We start from the raw sequence: 22,640 nt of genomic DNA, 5'->3' as shown, positions 1-22,640 counted from the left end.
AACCGCAGCGTTACCCGGCAATGTTTTTAATACCGCACGCACACCGACTTAGTTTCACACCAGCCGTCCAGCCAGTCCGGACCAAAGTCACGCCCGGTACCGGACTGTTTCATGCCGCCGAACGGCAGGTTGGCGTCGATCAGCGTATGGCTGTTCACCCAGACGGTGCCCGCCTGCAGCCGGTCGGTATACTCCAGCGCCTTGCTGATATTTTGCGTCCAGACGCTGGCCGTCAGGCCATAGTCGCTGTCGTTTGCCAGCTGGAGCGCCTCTTCACCGTCCGCGACGCGCACCACGTTGACCACCGGGCCAAACACCTCTTCGCGGGTCAGGCGCAGCGAGGCATCCGGGTTCACCACCAGCGTAGGCGCAACGTAATAGCCTTTGCCTTCCGGCCCCCGGTTACCGACGATTAGCTCCGCGTTGCGCGACTTCGCCTCATCAAGGAAGGTCTGCACCTTGTCACAGTGGGCGCGCGACACCAGCGGGTTGATAAACGCCTCCGGCGACATGCCCGGCCCGACGCTCAGGGATTTCACCGCCTGCTCAAACCCGCTGACCAGCGTGTCAAACAGCGGCGCTTCAATATAGATGCGCGAGCTCGCCGCGCACACCTGCCCCTGGTTCAGGAAGCTGCCGGTCATCAGGCCTTCGATCACCCACGCCGGGTCGGCGTCTTTCAGTACAATAGCCGGGTTTTTCCCGCCCAGCTCCAGGGTCACGCCGGTTAGCGTGTCCGCCGCCGCACGGGCAATTTGCTTACCCGTCGCCGTTGAGCCGGTGAAGCTCACCTTTGCAATATGCGGATGCGAGGTCAGCGCTGCGCCACACACCGCGCCGCTCCCGGTCACCACGTTGAACACCCCGTCCGGGATGCCCGCTTCGCTGGCCAGTTCCGCTACGCGCAGCATGGTCAGCGGCGTGGTTTCTGACGGCTTAATGACAATAGAGCAGCCCGCGGCCAGCGCAGGCATCACTTTCCACATCCCGATCATCAGCGGGAAGTTCCAGGGCACAATCCCGGCCACCACGCCAACCGGCTCTTTACGCGTCCACGCCTGATAGCGGGCGCCCTGCGGCAGCGGGATGGAAAGGTCGAGGGTCTTACCCGTAATTTTGGTGGTCAGCCCGGCGGTATAGCGCATCCAGTTCAGGGTGCAGCTGACTTCAAACATGCGGGAAATGTTAATGGATTTCCCCTGCTCCAGCGTTTCAAGCTGGGCCAGCTCTTCGCTGTGCTGTTCCACCAGATCGGCGAAATGGAGCAGGATCCGCTCGCGCTCCGCCGGGAGTTTTCCGGCCCAGCTGCGGGCGACAAACGCGCGCCAGCCGGACATGACGGCACGGTCAACGTCGTCGACGCTGGCATCGGCAGTCGAGGCAATGACTTCGCCCGTGGCCGGGTTGTAGACGTTCAGCCGCTTTTCACTGTCCGACGCGGCCTGACGCCCTTCAATCCACAGGCCATGCTGTCGGTCTAAAAATTGTTGTACGGCAGGCTGAATGGCCACCTGTGATTCAGACATAGGATACTCCTTCGTTATTCTTCGCAGGGTGTTAATCCAGTCTAAGTGGGGTTTTGCATTCTCGCTTTTGTCTCTGTGACATTCGCTTTGCCACCTGTGACAGGCTCCGCAAATCGCGATAATTGCCGCTTATATCGCTGTTACCGGTGAGTGTTCTTTCCTATAGTCAGCCTCATAGCTCTGACAAAATGCAACACAAATGCAACAATGCAAAAACGTTGACGGTGCAGTGAGAGAAACGATGGCGTGTGCAAGCGAGCAGGAACAGTATCAACAGTGGCTGGCGCAAATTAATCAGGTTTGCGGGCGTTTTAACGCGCAGCCCACCGAGGGGAAATTCTTCGGCGAGCTGGAGACCAGCTATGCGCGCAGCCTGAAGCTCAGCACCGTGACCGCAGGCGGCGTTAATCTGTTCCGCTCCCGTCAGGAGATTACACAGAGTAACGATGCCTGGTTCTATACCGTGTTTCAGCTTGAAGGCAGCGCGGAAATTGAACAGGATGACCGTCGCGCGCTACTCAGGACCGGTGATATCACGCTGATTGACGCGTCGCGTCCCTGCTCGATCAACTGGCGGGAAAAATCCCGCCAGATTTCGCTGCTGGTTCCCCGTCAGATTATTGAGCAGCAGTGTCGTTTCCAGGAGATAAGCTGCGCGACCGCCCTTTCCCGCACCTTGCCCACGGTACAACTGAGCCATCGCCTGCTGATGGAGAGCATGAGCAATGCCGACCTGAGTGACCGCGAAAGTGAAGCGGCGCTTGAGGCGATGATCTGTCTTCTGCGTCCCGCTTTCCAGCAGCGTGAAATCATTCAGCCGCGCAAGGAGCGCCAGTTCCAGCATGTGGTGGCGCTGATTGACGACCATATTCAGTCTGAATCGCTACGCCCGGAATGGATTGCCGCCGAGAGCGGTATGTCCGTGCGCAGCCTCTACCGCATGTTTGCCGAGAAAGGGCTGGTGGTGGCGCAGTACATCAAAAACCGTCGTCTGGATCTGTGCGCGCAGGTTCTGCGCGCAGCCGGTGATGATGAAAAGCTGGCGGGCATTGGCTACAGCTGGGGGTTCACCGACCATAGCCATTTCTCAACGGCGTTTAAGCAGCGTTTTGGCGTCTCGCCGGGGGAATACCGCAAGCGCTACCGCTAGCTACTTTTTAAGCCATTTTCCGTTAATGCCCTTCACGTATTCGCCAGGCTGCGCGCGGGCAACCAGTTTTTGCCCTGCCATTTTGGCCACTTCATCGACCGGCAAATTATTGCTGTCAGCCAGCTTCTGGTAGTTTTCCGTGCGTGCCGCATTAATACGATTGACCAAAGCCAGCGTTTCCGCGTCCTGTTGAACCGGGGCAAGATAACCGCTGAGGGTTTCCCCCACGCGCCCCTGGGCCCGGGCATCGTTTAAGGTCAGCGCAGCCGCCTGCACGTTCATCCCCAGCGCCAGTAAAATCAGAGCTACTCGTTTCATGGCGTCCTCAGAACAGATCGCTGCGCGATTTCAGCAGGGTTTCAACGTCTTTATCGACCTTGATGTGGATCTCATGTTCGATTTTGACATTCATATTGATGGTAATCGGCTCCTTTGGCGCAGCGACTTCAATTCGCGGCGTACAGCCGGTCAGTAGCGCGGCAACGGCAACGGTGAGCGCACCAGCCATCTTATTCATTGTTGTTCCTCACTTTCCTTGCCAGTCGAACTGCGGGGAGCAGGTATCGCCGCATGTTGCTCAAACCAGGTTTGCAGGTTGTCCCCAAAACGCAGACTGCGCCAGAGGGTAAAGACATTCTCGTCGTGGGTATAGTTCAGGTTGACGGAGCTGCTTTTGCCATCGACCCGGCTGGTCCCCTTGATGGTCGCCTGCATGGTTAATTCACCCAGGTTATCTAAATTGATTCTCGTCCACGAACGCGAAATTTCCATATAGCGGAGCCAGTTAATCGCGGCACCCGCAACCATATTATCTTTCACGATGGCGTCTGCCGTATCTTTGTCGATGCGCAGCGTCATAGGCCCCGGGTTGGTCAGCCAGCCATCTTTAATGATCCATTTTTCGTTGTCCAGCCAGAACGGCAGCGCCCCGCTCACCGGCCCTGACATGGCAAACTGCTTCGGATTGACGGCGCTAATCAGCTCGCTCGAAGAGATATTGTCCACGCGCAGCAGGGCCGGATCGTGCTGCGGCATCCGCAGCTGCTGCATGGTGATCTTCCCGCCGAGGGTTTCCACCTTCACGTTAGTGAGCAGTAGCGGATTGTCCTCCGTCCAGGGATAATCGCCCTGTAAATCCGCGGTAATGTTGCGCGCGGTCACCAGGTTTTCCACTTCGCCGATGCGTAGCGTGACCGGACCGCGCGTGCCGAGGGACCAGGTTCCTTCGCTGAAGCGGAACGGCAGCACAAAGTCGACGCCGTTAATCTGGTTATCCGGCATCCAGGCGCTACCGGATTTCAGCACGCCGTGCCCGCCCGCTTCAAAGCCCTGATCGGCCGCCGCCGAGAAGGCGACCTGCGCATAAAGCTCCCCGTCGCGCAGCGTCATTTTCCAGTCCGGCGGGATCAACGGCTGGAATACGGTGAGCGACTGTTTCGGCCACCAGGCCTGCCCGCGAAGGCGCACGCCATCCCAACGACCGTTCACCTGTACCGGACCGATTTTGTCCGCATGGAGGTCGCCCTTAAACTGAAAAATTGTCGGGTCGGTGCCGTCGACGCTGAAGGTCAGGACCGAGGGCGGCAACACGCTGCCGCCGGAGAAACGGGTTTGCCCGGCATTGAGCGACAGCGCGCCGCTGAAGGCCGGTTTTTCGGGGTCACGTAACCAGCGTACAGGCTGATCCAGCACCAGACGCGGCTTGCTGACCTCCATCGTGCCGTACTGGAGCTTGTCAAAACCGGTGGAGAGCGCCGTCAGCTCAATCAGGTTGTCGCGCCACTCGCCTTTCCCGGCGACATCCCAGCGGGCATGCATCGGCGTAAAACCGCCTTTTCCCCAGTAGCGCCACTGCCACAGGCCGTTATCGGGTAAAAAGTCGTTGGCCTGGCCGTCAAGGTGGAGTTCAAAATCACCCATCTCGTTTTCATGGGCGCGCAGAATCGCCTGTAAACGGCCGTCCACGCCCTTCTGGGTCAGCTTCACGCCCGCCAGCGGCCAGCGGATTTCATCGATATCGAGCGAATTGATGATGCGCCCGCGCGAGCGGAGCAGCGCGCCCGGCTCAAAGGCCAGCTGCGGTTCATACAGGCTGCCGGTCAGCGTGGCGGGCAATTTGGCGTAAAGAATGAGATCGTTTTGCTTCGCCTCGCCGCTCAGATGCAGGGGCATGTCGCTGTTTTCCATACTGAGCCTGCCGGGCCCAATATTCAGTACCGCGTTGCCTTTCCCCGCATCGCCGTGCGTCAGCACATTCAGTCGTCCGGTCAGGGTGGTTTTCTCCAGCCCCTGCTGCCAGTTGTCTGCACGAAGGGACACCCGCCCGCTCAGCGGCATACCCGAGAGATCCCAGTTCCAGCGCCCGTCGCTGATGTTCAGTTGCTCCGCCGTGATCTGCCACGGCAGGTCGAGCAGCGGATCGGGGTTGTCCCGCGCCATCACCACCAGCTGTCCCTGATTCTCTTCCCAGTCCAGATCGGCGTCGACCAGGGACGTTAACTGTGGCACGTTAAAGGTCGCCACCGCGTGGCCTTTCACCGGCACGCCGTCAGGAACCAGCGGCAAGGTAAACTCGCCCACCAGCTTAATCGGCTGCGGCTGGTCCGGGAGCTGTACATCAAACTGGCTGACCGAGAGCGTTTGGCCGCGAAGCGTGCCTTTAATGCTGACCTGCTCGCCTTTATAGGCGATCTCCTGGCTGGACGGGGTCAGCGACGCATTAAGCTCACCCTGCCACTGCTGCCAGGGCGACAGCGTCAGGCGGTGAACCGTAAGCCAGGTATTGGGCAATACCGCCTGCCACTGGGCCAGCGTTTTGGGAGCAACCGTTGACGGCGCAGACTGGGGAATTTTGCTCAGGCAGACGGAGTTAAGATCCAGCGCGCCGATATCCAGCTTCCAGCGGCTGGGATGTGACAGCGTCACGTTATCGATGCGGGCAATTTCGCAGTCTTCAACCAGATAGCGAAGATCGGGGATCACCAGCGCGTGGCGAGTCAGTTTCGGACTCTCTTCGAAAGCGATGCGCGTCCCGACGGGCAGCCAGATCCCGGCGAGCGTCGGTACCCACTGGGCGAGCGTCATCAGCAGCGTCAGCGGCAACAATATGAACAGCAGTAAAAGCGCAAGAGCGGCTTTGTATTTACCCTTCATGGGCAGTTAATATCCTGATTTAGCGAAAGAATTAAGCCGGCAGTGCCGATCATTGTCGCATGTTTAGCCAGTCAGTTGAAGGGAATGCCATTTTTAAGGATAGATGCTCTAGAATAATTGATAGAACTTATTGAATTCAATAATATTTTAGAAATTGTAAGATAATTTTAATCATGCTAACGTGAATGCAAAATCACTGGAGAAAGTCTTATGAAACTCGCGGTATACAGCACAAAGCAGTACGACAAAAAGTATCTGCAACATGTTAACGAGGCTTACGGGTTTGAGCTTGAATTTTTCGACTTTCTGCTGTCCGAAAAAACCGCCAAAACGGCGCACGGCTGTGAAGGCGTCTGCATTTTCGTAAACGATGACGGCAGTCGTCCGGTGTTGGAAGAGTTGAAAAAACAGGGGGTGAAGTACATCGCCCTGCGCTGTGCGGGCTTTAACAACGTGGATCTCGACGCGGCAAAAGAGCTGGGTCTGAAGGTGGTTCGCGTTCCGGCGTACTCCCCGGAAGCGGTCGCGGAACACGCGATTGGCATGATGATGTCCCTCAACCGTCGTATTCACCGCGCTTATCAGCGCACCCGTGACGCCAACTTCTCGCTGGAAGGGCTGACCGGCTTTACCATGTACGGCAAAACCGCTGGCGTGATCGGTACCGGTAAAATTGGCGTGGCTACCCTGCGCATTCTGAAAGGCTTTGGCATGCGTCTGCTGGCATTCGATCCGTACCCAAGCGCCGCAGCGCTGGATCTGGGCGTGGAGTACGTTGACCTGCCGACGCTGTTCTCGCAGTCCGACGTGATCTCCCTGCACTGTCCGCTGACGCCGGAAAACTACCACCTGCTCAATCAGGCGGCGTTTGACCAGATGAAAGATGGCGTGATGATCATCAACACCAGCCGCGGCGGACTGGTTGACTCTCAGGCCGCAATCGAAGCGCTGAAAACCCAGAAAATTGGTGCGCTGGGGATGGACGTGTATGAGAACGAACGCGATCTGTTCTTTGAAGATAAGTCTAATGATGTCATTCAGGACGACGTGTTCCGTCGCCTCTCTGCCTGCCATAACGTCCTGTTTACCGGACACCAGGCGTTTCTGACTGCCGAAGCCCTGATCAGCATTTCGGAAACCACGCTGGGCAATCTTCAGCAGTTAGAAAAGGGTGAGCCGTGCCCTAACGAACTGGCTTAAGTGCTACGCCGGGTGGTGGCTAAGCCTCACCCGGCGCGTTTGTTTCCCAGCTGCGGTGCGCAACGCGCCACCAGATCAGGACGGCGGCCAGCGCAATCGCGCTCAGGACACTGAATGCCGTCGCAAACGAGTAATGACCGGCGATCGTCCCGGTTAACGCCGGGCTCATGGATGCCCCTACTCCCTGCATCAGCATCACCACACTCTGCCCGGCATTGACGTGCCCGCTTCCGCGCAGCAGCACCACAATAAACGACGGTACGACGACACCGAGGATCCCGGCGGCCAGGCCGTCGAGAATTTGTACCGGGATCATCATTAACGGCGCGTCCGTGGATGCCGCCAGCGCCGCGCGTACCGGCATGACCAGCAGCGCCAGCATAATTAAGCGCCAGTAGCCAAAATGTTCGATCCGGCGCGAAGCCCAGATGGCGACGGGGATCATCACGGCCTGCGAGATGATGACGGTACCCGCCGCGTACAAACCGGGGTTGATCGTGGCGGGTGCCGCAGCCACCCTCATGCTCAGCATCGGTAATAGCGCGGCGTTTGCCAGGTGGAACAGCAGCAGCGTCAGCCCGGTCACAAACAGCGCCCGGTTTTTCATCAGCATCGCAAAACCGGGGACCGGCAGGCTCGCTGAAGAGGACAGCCCGCGCGCCGCGTCGTTATCGATATCGCTGTTGCGAATGGCAAGCAGCGCACACAGCGTTAGCAGCGTGGTACAGGTCATCAGCAGGAAAATCCCGCCCACGCCCCAATACCAGGCAATGCCGCCTGCAATCAGAGCGGTCATGAAATTGCCGCCGTGATTGAACGCCTCGTTTCTGCCCATCTGCGCGCTGAAGCCGCTCTGCCCGGTCAACCCCAGCGTAATCCCGGCGATCAATGGCCCGACAAATGCCGCACAGATACCGGTGACGATTTGCGACACGGCGACCACGGCGCTCTGCTGGCTAAACCAGAGCAGAAGCGTGCTTAGCGTGATCAGAGTGCACAGCAGCGCGAGCACAGCACGCTTGTTGCGGGAGGTGTCGGTGATGAACCCCGCCGGCAGCGTGGCCAGTAACCCCGCCAGCCCGCCGGCCGTCATCAGGATGCCAATATCATCAGGGGTCCAGTGGCGTTCGGTCAGAAAAATACCGAGAAAAGGCCCCAGGCCATCGCGGACATCTGCAATGAAAAAACTTGTCAGGCATAACGCCCGCAGCGAACGAAGAGACATACATCCTGCCTTTGTCTGTTATCGCCTGTAAAAAAGGAAATGTAGTATACCGGGTATGTTTGAAAATCAGATGACGTCTTATAAAATATGTCTTCCGAACTTAAACAATTCATAACGGACGTTGTTTTTTCACTTTACTCATTATCGACCCCGACTATACTGGCAATAAATTTTCACAGGAGTCCTTCGTTGGAAAGTTATTTTATCGTCGATACGAAGGTAAGCTGACGCGATTTTCTCGCTGCTTACCTTTACGGTGGGCAGCAATCCTCTTTACGTGATTGCATCCCAATACATTAAGAACGACCAAATTTGTGGGGCATCACGATGTTCATGTTTAATCATTCACTCTTTCCGCCACCCTCGCGCTGACATGCTTTGCGTTTTAACGGCGTCATACTGTGCTATGTGAAGCACTGACGCTTATCGTTTAATCATGTTAACAGGCGACAGGCTGATGTTCCCTTATATCTCTCATCTGCTCGCAGCGATGCTGCTGGGCGCAATTATCGGCGCGGAAAGACAGTGGCGCCAGCGTATGGCCGGGCTTCGTACCAATGCACTGGTTGCGACGGGCGCTGCCGTGTTTATTTTAAGTTCCATCTCGACGTCACCCGATAGCCCGGGGCGCATTGCAGCGCAGATCGTCTCCGGAATAGGTTTCCTTGGCGCTGGCGTCATTATGCGTGAAGGAATGAATATTCGTGGTCTAAATACCGCCGCAACGCTATGGTGTTCGGCCGGAATTGGTGTGCTGTGCGGCTTAGGTCAATTCTGGAATGCCGGTATGGCCAGCGTGATTATCCTTTGTGCCAACATATTGCTTCGCGAAGCTGCGCAACGGATTAATCAACTGCCCGCGCTCCATGAAGGCGAAAAATGCTATGTCCTTAAAATCACCTGTAATGACGAGCATGAAGATGCGGTGCGGCAGAATATTGTCAACATGGCGAAAGAGTTGACGTTAAGTCTGAAAGCCATTTATTGCGATACGGCGCAAGCAGAAGGTAAAACTGAAATTCGGGCCGAGGTGATGACCCGGGAGGAATACGGGAAATTACTCGATCTGATTATGGGTAATATCGGCGGGAATAAAATTATCGCGTCCGTCAGCTGTCACGCAATTTAAGTCTATTACCGGGCATTACGCCCGGTATAATCTTTCCGTTTTGCACGGCCTCTGACAATAACGCGGAGAACTTCATAAGGCAGCACTGATTTTAGCCAGACGTTTCATCATCTCCGTCGTCAGGCTAAGCTGCTCGCTGCCCATTAGTTGGGACAACTCCTGCTTAGCGGATTGCCATACCGGCATGACCTCTTCAAGCAGACGCCAGCCTTCAGCTGCCAGCGTGAGCCGTTTTCCGGCACGTCCACGGCCTCCAGCCGAGTCAATAATGCCCCGGGATTCCAGACTACGGATATTACGACTCAGTGTTGTCGCATCCACCCCTGCTCTGGCGGCGAGTTCCGCAACGCTTTCATTAGGAGAACCCCCGATGCCAATTATCAGACTGAACTGCTCAGCGGTCAGATCAAACGGTCTGAAACAGGCGTTGTAATAGCGCGTAATAGCCCGAGCGGTAGCGCGCGCCTGAAACGCCGGACAGACCTCCGGAATGGTCTCCAACAGCGCCACATCAATGTTGTTCATCATTTCATCTCGACAAGTAATGCTAAAGTTAATACTGTATATACACTATTTATATTGTTTGAGGAACCGTTATGCCTGCCTTTGTTCATATCAACTTACGGGTCATTGACCCTGCCCGACAGGCCAGCCTGGCCCCTCGCTTCACGTCAGCATTAGAGGAAGCAGGCGGAAAAATTGTCCATTTTGGAGCTGTCGCACAGGTACTGGAAGGGGAAGTAGCGCCGTTACCCTATGCAGGCATTTTTGAATTCCCGACGTTAGATCAGGCCCTTGCCTTCTATCATTCGGAAAAATATGCGCCGATTAAGGCTGAACGCCAGCTCGCCCAGGAAGCAAGAATGTTCATTGTCACGACGGAATGACAGGCAGGTTCAACTGTACCTAAATCACAGAACCGAAATTTGTCCCCGTTATGACAGCCTGCTCTCTGTTTTGCTGGAAATAACGGTTTACCCTGAACTGTGCAAAAAACACTCAGGAGGGACACATGTACAATTCAATTTTGGTTCCCATTGATATCTCCGAGGATAGCCTGACGCACATGGTTATCCCCTTCGTTCAGGCACATACAGCACTTAACACAGCTAAAGTTCACTTTCTTACTGTTATTCCATCTCTTCCTTATTACTCATCATTAGGTTTGGCCTACTCCGTAGAAATGCCGAAGATGAAAGAGTTCCAGCACGCTGCTTTAGCTAAATTGGATGAAATGATTAAGCAATTCAAAATCCCTGCAGATAAGATTCAGACTCACGCCGTGACGGGATCCCCTAAGGATCAAATCCTTAAGCTCGCTGACACGATCGGCGCCGACCTGATTATCATCGCCTCCCATAAGCCTGACATATCGACCTATCTGTTGGGTTCAAACGCTGCGGCAGTAGTGCGGCATGCGAAATGCCCTGTGCTGGTTGTAAGATAAAAAAACCGGGCGACATGCCCGGTTTTTCATTTACGTTTCCCTGAGTGAAAGCACGCTTTAGAGATTGACTCTGTTTGTGTTTAAATTTAAGTCCGTAATAGCGGCCGGTTTTCCAAGCAAGTAGCCCTGAACTTCATCACATTTATTTTTTTTAAGAAAAGAGAGTTGTTCGGCAGTCTCCACCCCTTCTGCGGTTACCGCCATCGAATAGGCTTTACCCAGATCGATAATTTTCTCTACGACTGATTGGTTCTGCGGTGAATCGCCCAAGGTAAAAATAAAACTCTTGTCGAGCTTGAGCCCGTCAAACTGAAACTTCCGGAGATAGCTCAGGGATGCATAGCCGGTACCGAAGTCGTCGATCAGAATGCGGACACCCATTTTTTTGAGAGACTTCATGGTCTGCAAGGTTTTTTCTGGATCGGAAAGCGTGACATTTTCAGTCACTTCTATTTCCAGACGGTTAGGCTCAAGCCCTGTTTCGTGAAGTATCTCTTTTATCCTTTCGGCAAGATCGCTTGCCTGAAATTCGATAGCAGAAATATTTACGGATACCGATAACCCCGGCAATTTATCTTTTGTCTCCGCACACGCTGTGCGTATGACCCAGTTGCTGAGGTTAATAATCAGGCCTGTTTCTTCCGCCAGAGTGATGAACTGATCGGGCATCATAGTCCCTCGCTGCGGGTGCTTCCAACGTACCAGCGCTTCGACGGCGTCTATTTTCGAGTATCGGAGGTTATAACGCGGCTGGTAAACCAGATAGAGTTGCTCTTCGCGAATCGCTGTCTTCAGTTCTAATTCCAGTTTTCTCCGTTCGGTCAATTTTTCCGACATATCCGGGCGATAATAGACCCATCTGTTTCTGCCGGATTGTTTCGCCTGGTAAAGCGCAATATCCGCATAGCGTAAAAGATCGTTTGCGCTGCTGCTATCCTGGGGAGCCAGCGCAATGCCCATGCTTACGCCTATCGCCACATCATTACCCTCAATGGAGAAAGGACGGTTAAGTTCTTGCACGATGCGGTGACACACCTCCTCAATGTGCTCTTTTTGGCTGCTGTTGCCGAGGAGCAGCATAAATTCATCCCCTCCCTGCCTTGCGACAAAATCACCTCGACGAACGCAGTTTTTAAGCCGTAAAGCGACCTCGCCAAGCAGAGCATCGCCCGCGGAATGCCCAAAAATATCATTGACGGGTTTAAACTTGTCTAAATCGAGGCAAATCATGGCAAAGGGATAATGATTGACGCCTTCTTTAGCGAACTGGCCTGCAAGAAACTCCTTAATATGATACCGGTTCGGCAGACCGGTTAATTCATCATGGCGTGACAGGAACTCCACACGTTTTGTTGCTTCAACTTCCTGAGAGACGTCGGTTGCCGCGCCCCGCAACACCACCGTTCCGTCAGGCTGTGCAGAAAACTTTGCCAGAAGCGTGCAATAGGACGTGGATTGTTGCGCGTGAGTATAAGGGCAGTTCTTAAATTCAAAGCGTTCAGTTAACTCGCGGCGGCTGACACAGCCATGTAATAATCCAGCTGTCGAGGGAAAGAGTTCATCCAACCTGCGGCCTATCCATTCGCTATTTTCATATCCCGTCACTGTAGAAAAACGACCTGAAAGCCACGTTATCTTTAACGATAAATCTGTTTCCCAGAACCAGTCGCTGGTTGTTTCACTGACGTCCCGGAATCGTTTTTCACTCGTGATGAGATTCAACCGTGCCTGCTCGAGGAGAAAGGTATTTTCGTCAAGCATTCTCGCCTTCTGCATAATATGACGCATGAGAATAATCGTCATCGATACCGTCAGAATGACTGAAAGGATGAGTAAGGGTAAAAAATAAATAATCAACGCCTGGCCGGGGTTTTCGCTGTCCCAGATAATTTGCACATCACCATTCTGGGCACTTAAGGTAAATTCAGTCTGGTTGTTTATTTGAGAAGTGACTGGTTCAGGTGAAGTACGAACATTTTTGACGCCGGCATCCTGCCCAATCGTGAGGAGTTTTTTAGCCGTTAGCTTGTCTATAAACACCATTGTCGAAGCTTTCCCAGGTAAGGGCTGCACGCTCGTATCATCGCCCGTCGTTATCCATTCCGCAGAAACAATGGCCGGAACGGAATCGATAAGCGTTAGCATAGAAACCGGCAATCCATTTTTTAGGCTCACCTCACGGAGTAAACGGTCTTTGGTGGATTTATCTAACCAGCGATCCAGATCCTGAAGCTTCAGTTTCCCGTCAACCACGCTGTACCGCGTTCTCCCTTCCGGGGAGAGAACAAACACCCCTTCGTAGCCAAAGTTGTCATAGAGGGACTTACCCAGGTTTTGCTTATCCCATGCCCAGTGAACGTCAGTGTTCAGATGAAGATATTTGTAGGCATCTCCCCACTCTGCATTGTCTTTCAAATGACTTCGCATGCTTTCCTGGCGGGTATCCAGCGCTTCCCTTAACAAAAATTCATCATGCTTGTCGCTGATTTCATTAACATTATCTTTTATTATTAGCAGAGATATTATTGCGGCGATGAAAATACTTATCAACAACGTAACAATATAGGTAAAGGTTTTATTTATCAGGCCTTTAGAAGGCTCGGTATCCATGAAAGCCGGATTGTTCAGAGGTAGGGTCATCTTTCGCCTTCTTAACTGCTATTACGTCAATATTTATGCCACCTTCATTTATCGGCAAAAAATAATAAAATTTTATAGCAAAAAATCTGAAGCTAAAGAATATGTGGTTTTTACAACCCAGATCAAATTATTAATCATTAACTCTTTTACAGCCTAAATTCGGTTAATTAAATATACCGGTCAAAGTAACTTATCACCTCAGCGGTTGTATTTACACAGAATGGATATTAAGACTATTTTTTGCTGTAGCGGTCACAGGAACGATGAAACGTATAAAAAAACCGGGCGTAAAGCCCGGTTCTTTTTTTCTGATGAGACTGACTCTATTCGCTCAGCCCGCGATTCTCAAGCATCGGCTCAATCTTTGGATCGTGGCCGCGCCAGGTGCGATACAGTTCGGCTAAATCCGTGCTGTTACCACGGGACAAAATCGCCTCGCGGAATTTTTGCCCGTTTTCACGGGTCAGGCCGCCGTGCTCAACAAACCACTGGTAGCCATCGTCCGCCAGCATCTGCGTCCACAGGTAGGCGTAATACCCCGCCGCGTAGCCGCCGCCAAAAATATGGGCAAAATAGCTGCTGCGGTAGCGCGGCGGTACGGCGGGCAGATCCAGTCCCTCTTTTTTCAGGGCTGCCGCTTCAAATGCGTCCACGCTCGAAACGGCCTCGCCGATGCCGTGCCAGTTCATGTCCAGCAGCGCGGCACTCAGCAGCTCGGTCATGTCATAACCCTTGTTGAAATGGGTCGCGTTGAGCATGCTTTCCCGCAGCGCGTCCGGCATCGGCTCCCCGGTTTCGTAATGGCGCGCATAATGGGTAAACACCTGTGGATGGCTGGCCCAGTGCTCGTTGATTTGCGACGGGAACTCAACAAAATCACGCGGCGTATTGGTGCCGGAAAGCGTGGCGAACCGCTGGCTGGCAAAGAGACCGTGCAGCGTATGGCCAAACTCGTGGAACAGGGTTATCACGTCATCCCAGGAGAGAAGCGCGACACCGCCATTCGCCGGTTTTTGGTAGTTACAGACGTTGTAGATCACCGGACGGGCAGCAAACTCGAAGGATTGCTCGACGAAATTCCCCATCCATGCCCCGCCCTGTTTGGAATCACGGGCAAAGAAGTCACCGTAAAACAGCGCCATGCCCTCACCGGTGTGGTCGAAAATTTCCCATACGCGGACGTCCGGGTGATACACCGGGATATCGAATCGTTCGACGAAGCGAATGCCAAACAGCTGGCTGGCTGCCCAGAATACGCCATCCTGCAGCACGGTATTGAGCGCAAAGTAGGGCCTGATCTGCGATTCATCGAGGGCATATTTTGCCTGGCGCACGCGCTCCGCATAAAAGGCCCAGTCCCAGGCCTCCACGGTGAAACCGCCCTGCTCGTCGTCGATGACTTTCTGAATATCGGCCTGCTCGCGTTCCGCGCGGGCGCGGGCGGCAGGCACAATGCCGCGCATAAATTCCAGCGCGGCGGCTGGGGTTTTCGCCATCTGATCGGCGATGCTCCAGCTGGCGTAATCCTCAAAGCCCAGCAGGCGGGCCTGTCGCGCACGTAGCGCCGTCAGACGCAGGATCAGCGCGCGGGTATCGTTTTCATCCCCTTTCTGGGTACGCGTCCAGCCTGCGTTGAACAGGTTTTCGCGCGTCTGACGATTGCGCAGCGCGGAAAGCGCGGGCTGCTGGGTCGTGTTCAGAAGCGGGATCAGCCAGCGATCGTTTAGCCCTCGCTCCGCGGCAGCCTGCGCCGCGTCAGCAATCTCACCGGCGCTGAGCCCGTCAAGCTGGTGCGCGTAATCCACCACCAGCCCACCCGTTTTATCGGCAGCCAGCAGACGCTGGTTAAACTGGCTGGTCAGGGAGGCCGCCTCGGTATTCAACGCCTTTAGCTCGGCCTTTTCTGTCTCATTCAGACGCGCGCCGGCCAGAATAAACCGCTGATACGTCTCTTCGACCAGACGACGGGATTCGGCGTCCAGCGCGGCACGGTCCTGCCAGACGCTCTCCACGCGGGCGAACAGTACGTCATTCAGCCAGATATCGTTTGCCAGCGCGGCAAGCTCGGTGGAGAACTGTTCCTCCAGCTCCTGTAAATACGGATTGGTGTGCGCGGAAGTCATGGCGAAGAACACGCTGCTGACGCGCGCGAGCAAAGCGCCGCTTTTCTCAAGCGCAAGCACGGTGTTAGTGAAGTCAGGCGCAGTGGCCTGAGAGACAATCGCGTCAATGTCCGCCCGCTTCTGGCGAAGGGCTTCATCGAAGGCCGGACGATAGTGGCTGTCGTTGATCTCATCAAAATGGGGTGCCTGGTAAGGCAGCAGGCTGATGTTAAAAAAAGGATTCGTGGCCGTCATCTTTCGCTCCTGAGTACGGGTCTCCTCCCAGAGTAGGCCAGGCCGCCTTCACCTGCAACGCTGTCATACAAATGTTGCCTTAACGCACCCTCTGCGGCCGTGCTATGTTAGTACAACACAAAAAGCGTTGAGGAACAGTGAGATGATTATTTTAGTTACCGGGGCAACGGCAGGTTTTGGTGAAAGCATCACGCGTCGCTTCGTCGCCAACGGACACAAGGTTATCGCGACCGGCCGCCGTCAGGAGCGTTTACAGGAACTCAAAGACGAACTAGGCGACAGCATCCTGACCGCGCAGCTGGACGTGCGTAACCGCGCGGCGATCGAAGAGATGATTGCGAATCTGCCAGCAGAATGGCGCGCCATCGACGTGCTGGTCAACAATGCCGGTCTGGCGCTGGGCATGGAGCCTGCCCACAAAGCCAGCGTGGAAGACTGGGAAAACATGATCGACACCAACAACAAAGGGCTGGTCTATATGACCCGCGCGGTGCTGCCGGGCATGGTCGAGCGCAACCGCGGCCACATTATCAATATCGGTTCCACCGCCGGGAGTTGGCCTTACGCAGGCGGCAACGTGTATGGCGCGACGAAAGCGTTTGTGCGCCAGTTCAGCCTTAACCTGCGTACCGATCTGCACGGCACCGCCATTCGCGTCACCGACATCGAGCCGGGCCTGGTGGGTGGCACCGAGTTTTCCAACGTGCGTTTCAAAGGCGATGACGCGAAAGCGGACAAAACCTATGAAAACGCGAACGCCCTGACGCCGGAAGATGTCACCGAAACGGTCTGGTGGGTGGCGACGCTGCCAAAACACGTCAACATCAATACCGTAGAAATGATGCCAGTCAGCCAGAGTTTTGCCGGACTTAGCGTCCATCGTGGCTAAATCGACCCTTCCCGGCCTGCGGGCCGGGTCTGTTTCGGATTATAAAAGAATGGTAGTATGTTCGGGCTAACTCTCTGAGAAATGACAACTCATGGCCGCTGAATCGCAACTCAATCCCACCCAGCCCGTAAACCAGCAAATCTATCGCATTTTGCGACGTGATATTGTCCATTGTCTGATCCCACCGGGAACGCCGCTTTCAGAAAAAGAGGTCTCCGTGCGGTTTGACGTTTCCCGGCAGCCGGTGCGTGAAGCGTTTATTAAGCTTGCGGAAAACGGTCTAATTCAGATCCGCCCGCAGCGCGGCAGCTACGTGAACAAAATTTCACTCTCTCAGGTGCGCAACGGATGTTTCGTTCGCCAGGCCATTGAGTGCGCGGTGGCGCGCCGTGCCGCAACGCTCATCAACGACAACCAGTGTTACCTGCTGGAGCAGAACCTGCATCAGCAGCGGATTGCGATTGGCCGTAAGCAGCTGAATGATTTCTTCCAGCTTGATGATGAATTCCACCAGAAACTGGCGCAGATTGCCGATTGCCAGCTGGCCTGGGACACCATCGAAAACATCAAGGCCACCATCGACCGCGTGCGCTACATGAGCCTCGATCACGTCTCCCCGCCGGAAATGTTGCTCCGACAGCATCATGATATTTTCAGCGCGCTGGAAAAACGCGATGCGGACGCTGTGGAAAAAGCGATGACGCTGCATCTGCAGGAAATCAGCGAATCCGTGCAGCTGATTCGTCAGGAAAATAGCGAGTGGTTTAGCGAAGAGTGATATTCGCCGCCCCCTTTCGGGTGCGGCGATGGGTTTAGCGAACGACTAATACCGGAATTGTGGCGTAGCGCAGGATAGATTCCGCATTTGATCCCAGAAGATGGGTAGTGATGCCCGGATTTTTCGATCCGATGACAATCACGTCATATTCCTCTTCCTTGCTTAGCCTGATAATTTCATCGCGGACGTTGCCAAAGCGAACGAGGGTGTCAATTTTCTCCGGCGAGATATCGAACAGTCTTTTTAACGCGTTCATTTTCTTCCCGGATTCTTCAGTAATATATTCTTCGAACTTTTTAATATCGGCGTTAAATCCGCGCAGCAGGGACCGACTGCTGGCCGGCAGAATATTGACCAGGGTAATCGAGGCGCCCTCTGCCTTCGCAAGGTTTGCCGCGTGGCGAACCGCTTTGTCGCTCAAATCCATTTCAAACACATCAACAGGCATCAAAATCTTCTTATACATAAGCCTGACTCCTTATTACGATGAAAGGGTTATTTCCTGTACCCAGAATGGCACCGGGAATATAAACCAACCCTCAACGCTTCCCTGTCGAAACTATCAATTAATGAAAATAACGGTCTGCTTTGTAAATTGCTGTCGTGAACCGTCAGTGCCCAACACAATAAAGAAAAAAGTGTGAGTTTGATCAAAAACAAAAACATGTGATGCAGACAGGCGTATTTATATGCTCCGTGAACGGCAACCCTGAAATAGCGCCGTAACGAACAGGTTAGAGAGGAGAAAATACCATGATGACATACGACCGTAACCGCAATGCAATCACCACCGGCAGCCGCGTCATGATTAGCGGCACGGGCAAAACTGGCGTGATTAAAGCGATCCACAGCGATGGGCTGGATGCCGCGCAGGTGCGCCGCAGTAAAACGGTTGAAGTGGAAGGATGCGAAGGTATGTTCGAGCCGATTGAGCTGATTCGCCTGGGGATGCACTAAGCTGTGCGCAGACATGCCGCCGCGAACGGCGGCATGTGCTGAATTACCGTTGAGAGACGTACTGGGCCACGGTCGCTTTCGCGCCCTGTTGCAGCAGCGTCTGGTACGCCTTCATCACCGCATCAACAAAGACGGCTTCACGCGGTAACTCTTTGCCGAAGATGGCTTCGATGCCGAGCAGCGCCTTGACCCGGCTTTCCCCTTCCGCACTGCTCTTCACCGCCGCCTGAATCACCGCCAGCTGCGGATCGCTCACGTCAATAGCGTTACCCTGCTCGTCCACGCCGCCGACATAGCGCATCCACCCTGCCACGCCCAGCGCCAGCAACGGGAAAGGCTTCTGATGCACCAGATGCCAGCGCACGGAGTCCAGCATACGCTGTGGGAGCTTCTGGCTGCCGTCCATCGCAATTTGCCATGTCCGATGACGTAGAGCCGGGTTGCTGTAGCGGGCAATCAGGAGATCGGCATAACGACCTAAATCAACGCCTTTGACCTTCAGCGTAGGTGCCTGCTCGTTAAGCATCAGCGCGTGCGCGGCGAGGCGGTAGTTCTTATCTTCCATACAGTCGTTGATATGCTGGTATCCGGCCAGATAGCCCAGATACGCCAGGAACGAGTGGCTGCCGTTGAGCATGCGCAGCTTCATCTCTTCAAACGGGATCACGTCCGACACCAGCTCGGCGCCAGCTTTTTCCCATTCCGGACGGCCCGCAACAAAGTTATCTTCGATCACCCACTGACGGAACGGTTCACAGGCTACTGCCGCCGGATCGCGCACGCCGGTCAGCCGTTCGATTTTATCCAGCGTATCGGGGGTGACCGCGGGCACGATGCGATCCACCATGGTTGACGGGAAGGTAACGTTAGCCTCGATCCAGTCCGCCAGCTCACCGTCTACCGCCCGGGTGTACGCGCAGGTGACATTGCGCATCACGTGGCCGTTCTCCGGCATGTTGTCACAGGACATCACGCTAAACGCCGGCAGACCTGCCGCTTTGCGACGCGCCAGCGCTTCCACGATTACACCCGGCGCAGATTTCGGCTGGTGCGGGTTTTGCAGGTCGGCGACGATAAACGGGTGATCGAGCATCAGTTGCCCGGTCGCCGGTGAGTGGCAGTAGCCTTTCTCGGTGATGGTCAGCGAGACAATCGCCACCTGCGGTTCACACAGCGCTGCCAGCACCGTCTCCAGCCCGTCTACCTGCGCATGGAGGGCCTTTTTGACCACGCCCACCACGCGGGAGGTCCACGCATCGGCAGACATCTCCGCCACGGTATAGAGATTATCCTGCGCGTTCAGATCGGCAATCTGCTGCTCGCCGCCAATCAGGTTAACCTCACAGTAACCCCAGTCGCTGCCGTGCTCAGCCGCGAGGATATCGGCATACACCGCCTGATGCGCGCGGTGAAATGCGCCAAAGCCTAAATGTACAATGCGTGCTTTAAGGCTGTCGCGATCGTACTGCGGCAGCGTCGCGTTGGCCTGTAATAAGGTGTTTTCCATGATTAAGACTCGTTAATTAGAAAGCTGTGGTTCGCTGCCGCTCTTTCTGAAGCGGCAGCGCCTGCTGACTACACCAACTAGAATGGCAGTTGGAGTAAAAAAATAACTGCCATCAACCATACTGATACTGCCGTTTGATATTTTGATTTGTATTAACTTTTGTTCATGTGGTGTGACACAAACACAAAGTTGTGTGATAAGTCACGAAAGTTATAAACCGTTAGCGCCGTGAAGAGATCGCGCCGTAACCCACACTCTCCTCCGGCGCGGATTCCGCTGCGTCTTGCGCCGCACTCAAATCACGGTCGCGCACTTCCGGCATCAGGATCGCCGAGAGCAGCCCAATCACGGAATAGGCCACCAGCATGGCGACAATCGGCCACCAGGAGCCGGTCATATTGCAGAAAATCCCAGCCAGTACCGGACCAAAGCCCACCGCCACCAGACCACCCGCCTCTTTGGAGATGGCCATACGGGTAAAGCGATTTCTCGAGCCAAACATCTCCGCCATGGTGATGTTTTCCAGCGCAAACAGCCCCAGCACGGCGAAGTTATGGATAACGATGATAGAGAGCATGATTGTCCCCGGCGCATAGCTCTTATCGACGATGATCGACAGCATCGGGTACGCCAGCAGAATGGCGGAGATATTGAGGATAATGTACGGCAGACGGCGTCCCACTTTATCGGAAAGCCAGCCCAGCAGCGGGATGGAGATAAACCCGAGGATGGAGCTTATCATCAGCGCATCGGTAGGGATGGCTTTATCGAACAGCAGCGTCTGGACCAGATACCCGGCAAGGAACGTCTGGATCAGACCCGAGTTGCCCGCCTGACCAAACCGCAGACCGGTCGCCAGCCAGAAGGATTTACTTTTCACCATTGAACCCAGCGACGTGTCCGGCTGCACGGTTTGTGCATCGTTCACTTTCTCAAAGACCGGGCTCTCCTTGAGGTTCATCCGCAGCCAGATGGCAAAGATCATCACCACGACGCTGGCGAGGAACGGCACGCGCCAGCCCCAGGCGAGCAGCTCTTCACGGTCAAGGGCAAAGAACATGATGGCCCAGATCGCCGTTGCGCTCAGCGTCCCGCAGTTAGTGCCCATCGCCACCAGCGAGGAGATGATGCCGCGTTTCCCTTTCGGCGCGTACTCCGCCAGCATGGTCCCGGCTCCGGAAATCTCAGCCCCGGCCCCGAGCCCCTGAATAATGCGCAGCGTCACCAGCAGAACCGGGGCAAAAATCCCGATCTGCGCATAGGTCGGCAGGACGCCAATCAGCGTGGTGCAGATCCCCATCATGGTGATGGTGATGAACAGCACCTTCTTACGGCCAATGCTGTCGCCCATTCTGCCGAAGATAAAGGCGCCAACAATGCGCGCAATATAGCCTGCGCCGTAGGTCCCCATCGCCAGGATCAGCGCCATCGCGGCTGACTGTTCGGGGAAGAAGATCTCATGGAAGACCAGGGCAGCCCCCAGCGAGTAAAGCTGAAAGTCCATAAACTCCAGAGCGGTGCCGAGCCAGCCGGAAACGGCGGCTTTCACCAGATCGGCAGTGGATCGTTGCGGTTGTGCTTGTGTCATGATGGCTATCTCTGAAAGGTAAGATGCGAACCACATAGAGCCTGTCTGCGCAGGCCCTTAATCGCGTAAATGATTATTGGCCGAACGTGAGTAAGACTTTGCAGCACTGCCGCTGATCTTTCTCAAACAGTTCGATGGCGTCTGTTACGTGGTGATAGTCAAAAGTATGGGTGATCAGTTTTTCCGGGTCGATCAGCCCCCTCTTCAGCCAGTCGATGACGACCGGGAATTTGTTGGCATTGAGGCGCGAGGAGAAGATCGCCAGCTCTTTGCCGGTAATGCCCTGCTGAACAATCTGGCTCGGCTCGCTGGAGAAGCCCATCAGCACGATGCGCGCCGCCGGAGAGGCCAGGGTTATCGCTTCCTGCAAAATAGATGGATGGCAGGCGGCATCAATGATTAACGTCGGTTTGATGCCTTTTTCCTCCAGCGCGGCCTGCAGTGACTGCTCGCCGTTATTCAACACCCAATCCGCGCCGCTGCGCCGGGCCATCTCAAGGCGCTCGTCTATGCGGTCTACCACGATAACCTGCTTGACCTTATAGACGCCTTTCAGCGCCTGCACGGTGACCAGCCCCATCGGGCCAGCGCCGTAAATCAGCGCGACGTCCTGTTCCGTCGGTTTCGCCTGCCCCGTTACGTTGGCGGCAATGGTAAAGGGCTCAACCATGACGGCGTGTCGGTCGGGAATGTGATCCGGGATAGGCCAGGCATTTTTAGCGGGCACTGCCGCATATTCGCTGAAGCCGCCGTCACGGTGAACCCCCAGCACCACCAGCGAGGTGCAGACGTTCGGTTTTCCGACGGAGCACGGATAGCAATGCCCGCAGCTGATCACCGGGTCAACCGAGACGCGCTGGCCCAGGCGGGCACTGTCTACGCCCTCGCCCAGGGCGTCAATCACGCCAAAAAATTCGTGGCCGATGACGCGCGGATACTTCGCAAACGGATTATGGCCGCGATAGATGTGGCTGTCCGAACCGCAGATCCCCGCCAGCGTGATTTTAACACGGACGTCACCTGCGCCTGGCTCCGGGCGTGGCCGCTCTTCAATCACCAGTTCGTTCGGCTGTTGAATCACTACGCTTTTCATC

General features: G+C 55.1%; 20 protein-coding genes. 8 read left to right on the top strand and 12 right to left on the bottom strand.

Going from position 1 to position 22,640, the window contains the following annotated elements; all coding sequences use genetic code 11:
* Positions 1–26: 26 nt before the first annotated feature.
* Entirely contained in the window at positions 27–1,526 is a 1,500-nt protein-coding gene (locus P349_RS19245; protein ID WP_024909486.1) for an aldehyde dehydrogenase family protein, read from the bottom strand.
* Between the two features lie 241 nt (positions 1,527–1,767).
* Between P349_RS19245 and feaR the strand changes: the two genes are divergently transcribed.
* Positions 1,768–2,676 carry a transcriptional regulator FeaR gene (gene feaR, locus P349_RS19250; protein WP_032651163.1) on the top strand — a complete coding sequence of 303 codons (909 nt, stop codon included), beginning with the start codon at positions 1,768–1,770 and terminating at the stop codon, positions 2,674–2,676.
* On the opposite strand, the gene P349_RS19255 is transcribed toward feaR, so the two are convergent.
* Genes P349_RS19255 through P349_RS19265 form a run of 3 tightly spaced genes read right to left on the bottom strand, consistent with a single transcriptional unit; the run spans position 2,677 to position 5,829 of the window.
* Positions 2,677–2,994: a YdbL family protein gene (locus P349_RS19255; protein ID WP_024909488.1), complete on the bottom strand. Its 318-nt coding sequence runs from the start codon at positions 2,992–2,994 to the stop codon at positions 2,677–2,679.
* A gap of 7 nt (positions 2,995–3,001) precedes the next feature.
* The gene (locus P349_RS19260) at positions 3,002–3,193 is read right to left on the bottom strand and encodes a YnbE family lipoprotein (RefSeq protein ID WP_032651162.1); all 192 of its coding nucleotides are present in this window, start codon (positions 3,191–3,193) and stop codon (positions 3,002–3,004) included.
* Entirely contained in the window at positions 3,190–5,829 is a 2,640-nt protein-coding gene (locus tag P349_RS19265; RefSeq protein ID WP_032651161.1) for a YdbH family protein, read from the bottom strand. Before P349_RS19265 ends, P349_RS19260 begins: the two co-directional genes overlap by 4 nt.
* A 210-nt stretch (positions 5,830–6,039) precedes the next feature.
* Here P349_RS19265 and P349_RS19270 point away from each other — a divergent pair, with 210 nt between their 5' ends.
* Positions 6,040–7,029 carry a 2-hydroxyacid dehydrogenase gene (locus tag P349_RS19270; protein ID WP_024909491.1) on the top strand — a complete coding sequence of 330 codons (990 nt, stop codon included), beginning with the start codon at positions 6,040–6,042 and terminating at the stop codon, positions 7,027–7,029.
* Between the two features lie 19 nt (positions 7,030–7,048).
* Here P349_RS19270 and P349_RS19275 read toward each other — a convergent pair whose 3' ends face one another.
* On the bottom strand, positions 7,049–8,254 hold the full coding sequence (locus P349_RS19275; RefSeq protein ID WP_032651160.1) for an MFS transporter: 1,206 nt from the start codon (positions 8,252–8,254) through the stop codon (positions 7,049–7,051).
* A 457-nt stretch (positions 8,255–8,711) separates the two neighbouring features.
* On the opposite strand from P349_RS19275, the gene P349_RS19280 reads away from it, so the two are divergent.
* The gene (locus P349_RS19280) at positions 8,712–9,383 is read left to right on the top strand and encodes an MgtC family protein (protein ID WP_032651159.1); all 672 of its coding nucleotides are present in this window, start codon (positions 8,712–8,714) and stop codon (positions 9,381–9,383) included.
* A 72-nt stretch (positions 9,384–9,455) separates the two neighbouring features.
* On the opposite strand, the gene P349_RS19285 is transcribed toward P349_RS19280, so the two are convergent.
* Positions 9,456–9,911, bottom strand: a complete 456-nt coding sequence (locus tag P349_RS19285; protein ID WP_238550759.1) for a MarR family winged helix-turn-helix transcriptional regulator — start codon at positions 9,909–9,911, stop codon at positions 9,456–9,458.
* A 68-nt stretch (positions 9,912–9,979) separates the two neighbouring features.
* Between P349_RS19285 and P349_RS19290 the strand changes: the two genes are divergently transcribed.
* Together P349_RS19290 and uspF are read left to right on the top strand one after the other, a co-directional pair.
* Positions 9,980–10,270, top strand: a complete 291-nt coding sequence (locus P349_RS19290; protein ID WP_032651157.1) for a DUF1330 domain-containing protein — start codon at positions 9,980–9,982, stop codon at positions 10,268–10,270.
* 125 nt (positions 10,271–10,395) lie between these two features.
* Entirely contained in the window at positions 10,396–10,830 is a 435-nt protein-coding gene (gene uspF, locus P349_RS19295) for a universal stress protein UspF (protein WP_032651156.1), read from the top strand.
* 57 nt (positions 10,831–10,887) lie between these two features.
* On the opposite strand, the gene P349_RS19300 is transcribed toward uspF, so the two are convergent.
* On the bottom strand, positions 10,888–13,470 hold the full coding sequence (locus tag P349_RS19300; RefSeq protein ID WP_050597468.1) for a bifunctional diguanylate cyclase/phosphodiesterase: 2,583 nt from the start codon (positions 13,468–13,470) through the stop codon (positions 10,888–10,890).
* Between the two features lie 323 nt (positions 13,471–13,793).
* On the bottom strand, positions 13,794–15,827 hold the full coding sequence (dcp, locus tag P349_RS19305; protein ID WP_032651153.1) for a peptidyl-dipeptidase Dcp: 2,034 nt from the start codon (positions 15,825–15,827) through the stop codon (positions 13,794–13,796).
* Positions 15,828–15,969: 142 nt separating this feature from the next.
* Here dcp and ydfG point away from each other — a divergent pair, with 142 nt between their 5' ends.
* Positions 15,970–16,716, top strand: a complete 747-nt coding sequence (gene ydfG / locus P349_RS19310; protein ID WP_023292548.1) for a bifunctional NADP-dependent 3-hydroxy acid dehydrogenase/3-hydroxypropionate dehydrogenase YdfG — start codon at positions 15,970–15,972, stop codon at positions 16,714–16,716.
* Positions 16,717–16,807: 91 nt separating this feature from the next.
* Entirely contained in the window at positions 16,808–17,494 is a 687-nt protein-coding gene (locus tag P349_RS19315) for a GntR family transcriptional regulator (RefSeq protein ID WP_032651152.1), read from the top strand.
* Between the two features lie 34 nt (positions 17,495–17,528).
* Here the strand turns inward: P349_RS19315 and P349_RS19320 are convergent, their stop codons facing one another.
* Complete coding sequence (locus tag P349_RS19320; protein ID WP_032651151.1) at positions 17,529–17,960, bottom strand: universal stress protein; 432 nt, start codon at positions 17,958–17,960, stop codon at positions 17,529–17,531.
* Positions 17,961–18,247: 287 nt separating this feature from the next.
* Here P349_RS19320 and ydfZ point away from each other — a divergent pair, with 287 nt between their 5' ends.
* The gene (gene ydfZ / locus P349_RS19325) at positions 18,248–18,451 is read left to right on the top strand and encodes a putative selenium delivery protein YdfZ (protein WP_032651150.1); all 204 of its coding nucleotides are present in this window, start codon (positions 18,248–18,250) and stop codon (positions 18,449–18,451) included.
* 43 nt (positions 18,452–18,494) lie between these two features.
* On the opposite strand, the gene P349_RS19330 is transcribed toward ydfZ, so the two are convergent.
* From P349_RS19330 to P349_RS19340, 3 genes are all read right to left on the bottom strand, one after another.
* The gene (locus tag P349_RS19330; RefSeq protein ID WP_032651149.1) at positions 18,495–19,958 is read right to left on the bottom strand and encodes a mannitol dehydrogenase family protein; all 1,464 of its coding nucleotides are present in this window, start codon (positions 19,956–19,958) and stop codon (positions 18,495–18,497) included.
* Positions 19,959–20,178: 220 nt separating this feature from the next.
* Positions 20,179–21,546 (bottom strand): MFS transporter, encoded by a 1,368-nt coding sequence (locus P349_RS19335; RefSeq protein ID WP_032651148.1) that lies wholly within the window; start codon positions 21,544–21,546, stop codon positions 20,179–20,181.
* Positions 21,547–21,619: 73 nt separating this feature from the next.
* Positions 21,620–22,639 (bottom strand): Zn-dependent oxidoreductase, encoded by a 1,020-nt coding sequence (locus P349_RS19340; RefSeq protein ID WP_032651145.1) that lies wholly within the window; start codon positions 22,637–22,639, stop codon positions 21,620–21,622.
* Position 22,640 lies beyond the last annotated feature (1 nt).

It is taken from the genome of Enterobacter sp. DC4 (assembly GCF_000568095.1).
GTDB lineage: Bacteria > Pseudomonadota > Gammaproteobacteria > Enterobacterales > Enterobacteriaceae > Enterobacter > Enterobacter pseudoroggenkampii.
Note: the sequence above shows the minus strand (reverse complement) of the source record. Positions and strands in the feature narration are given on the sequence as shown.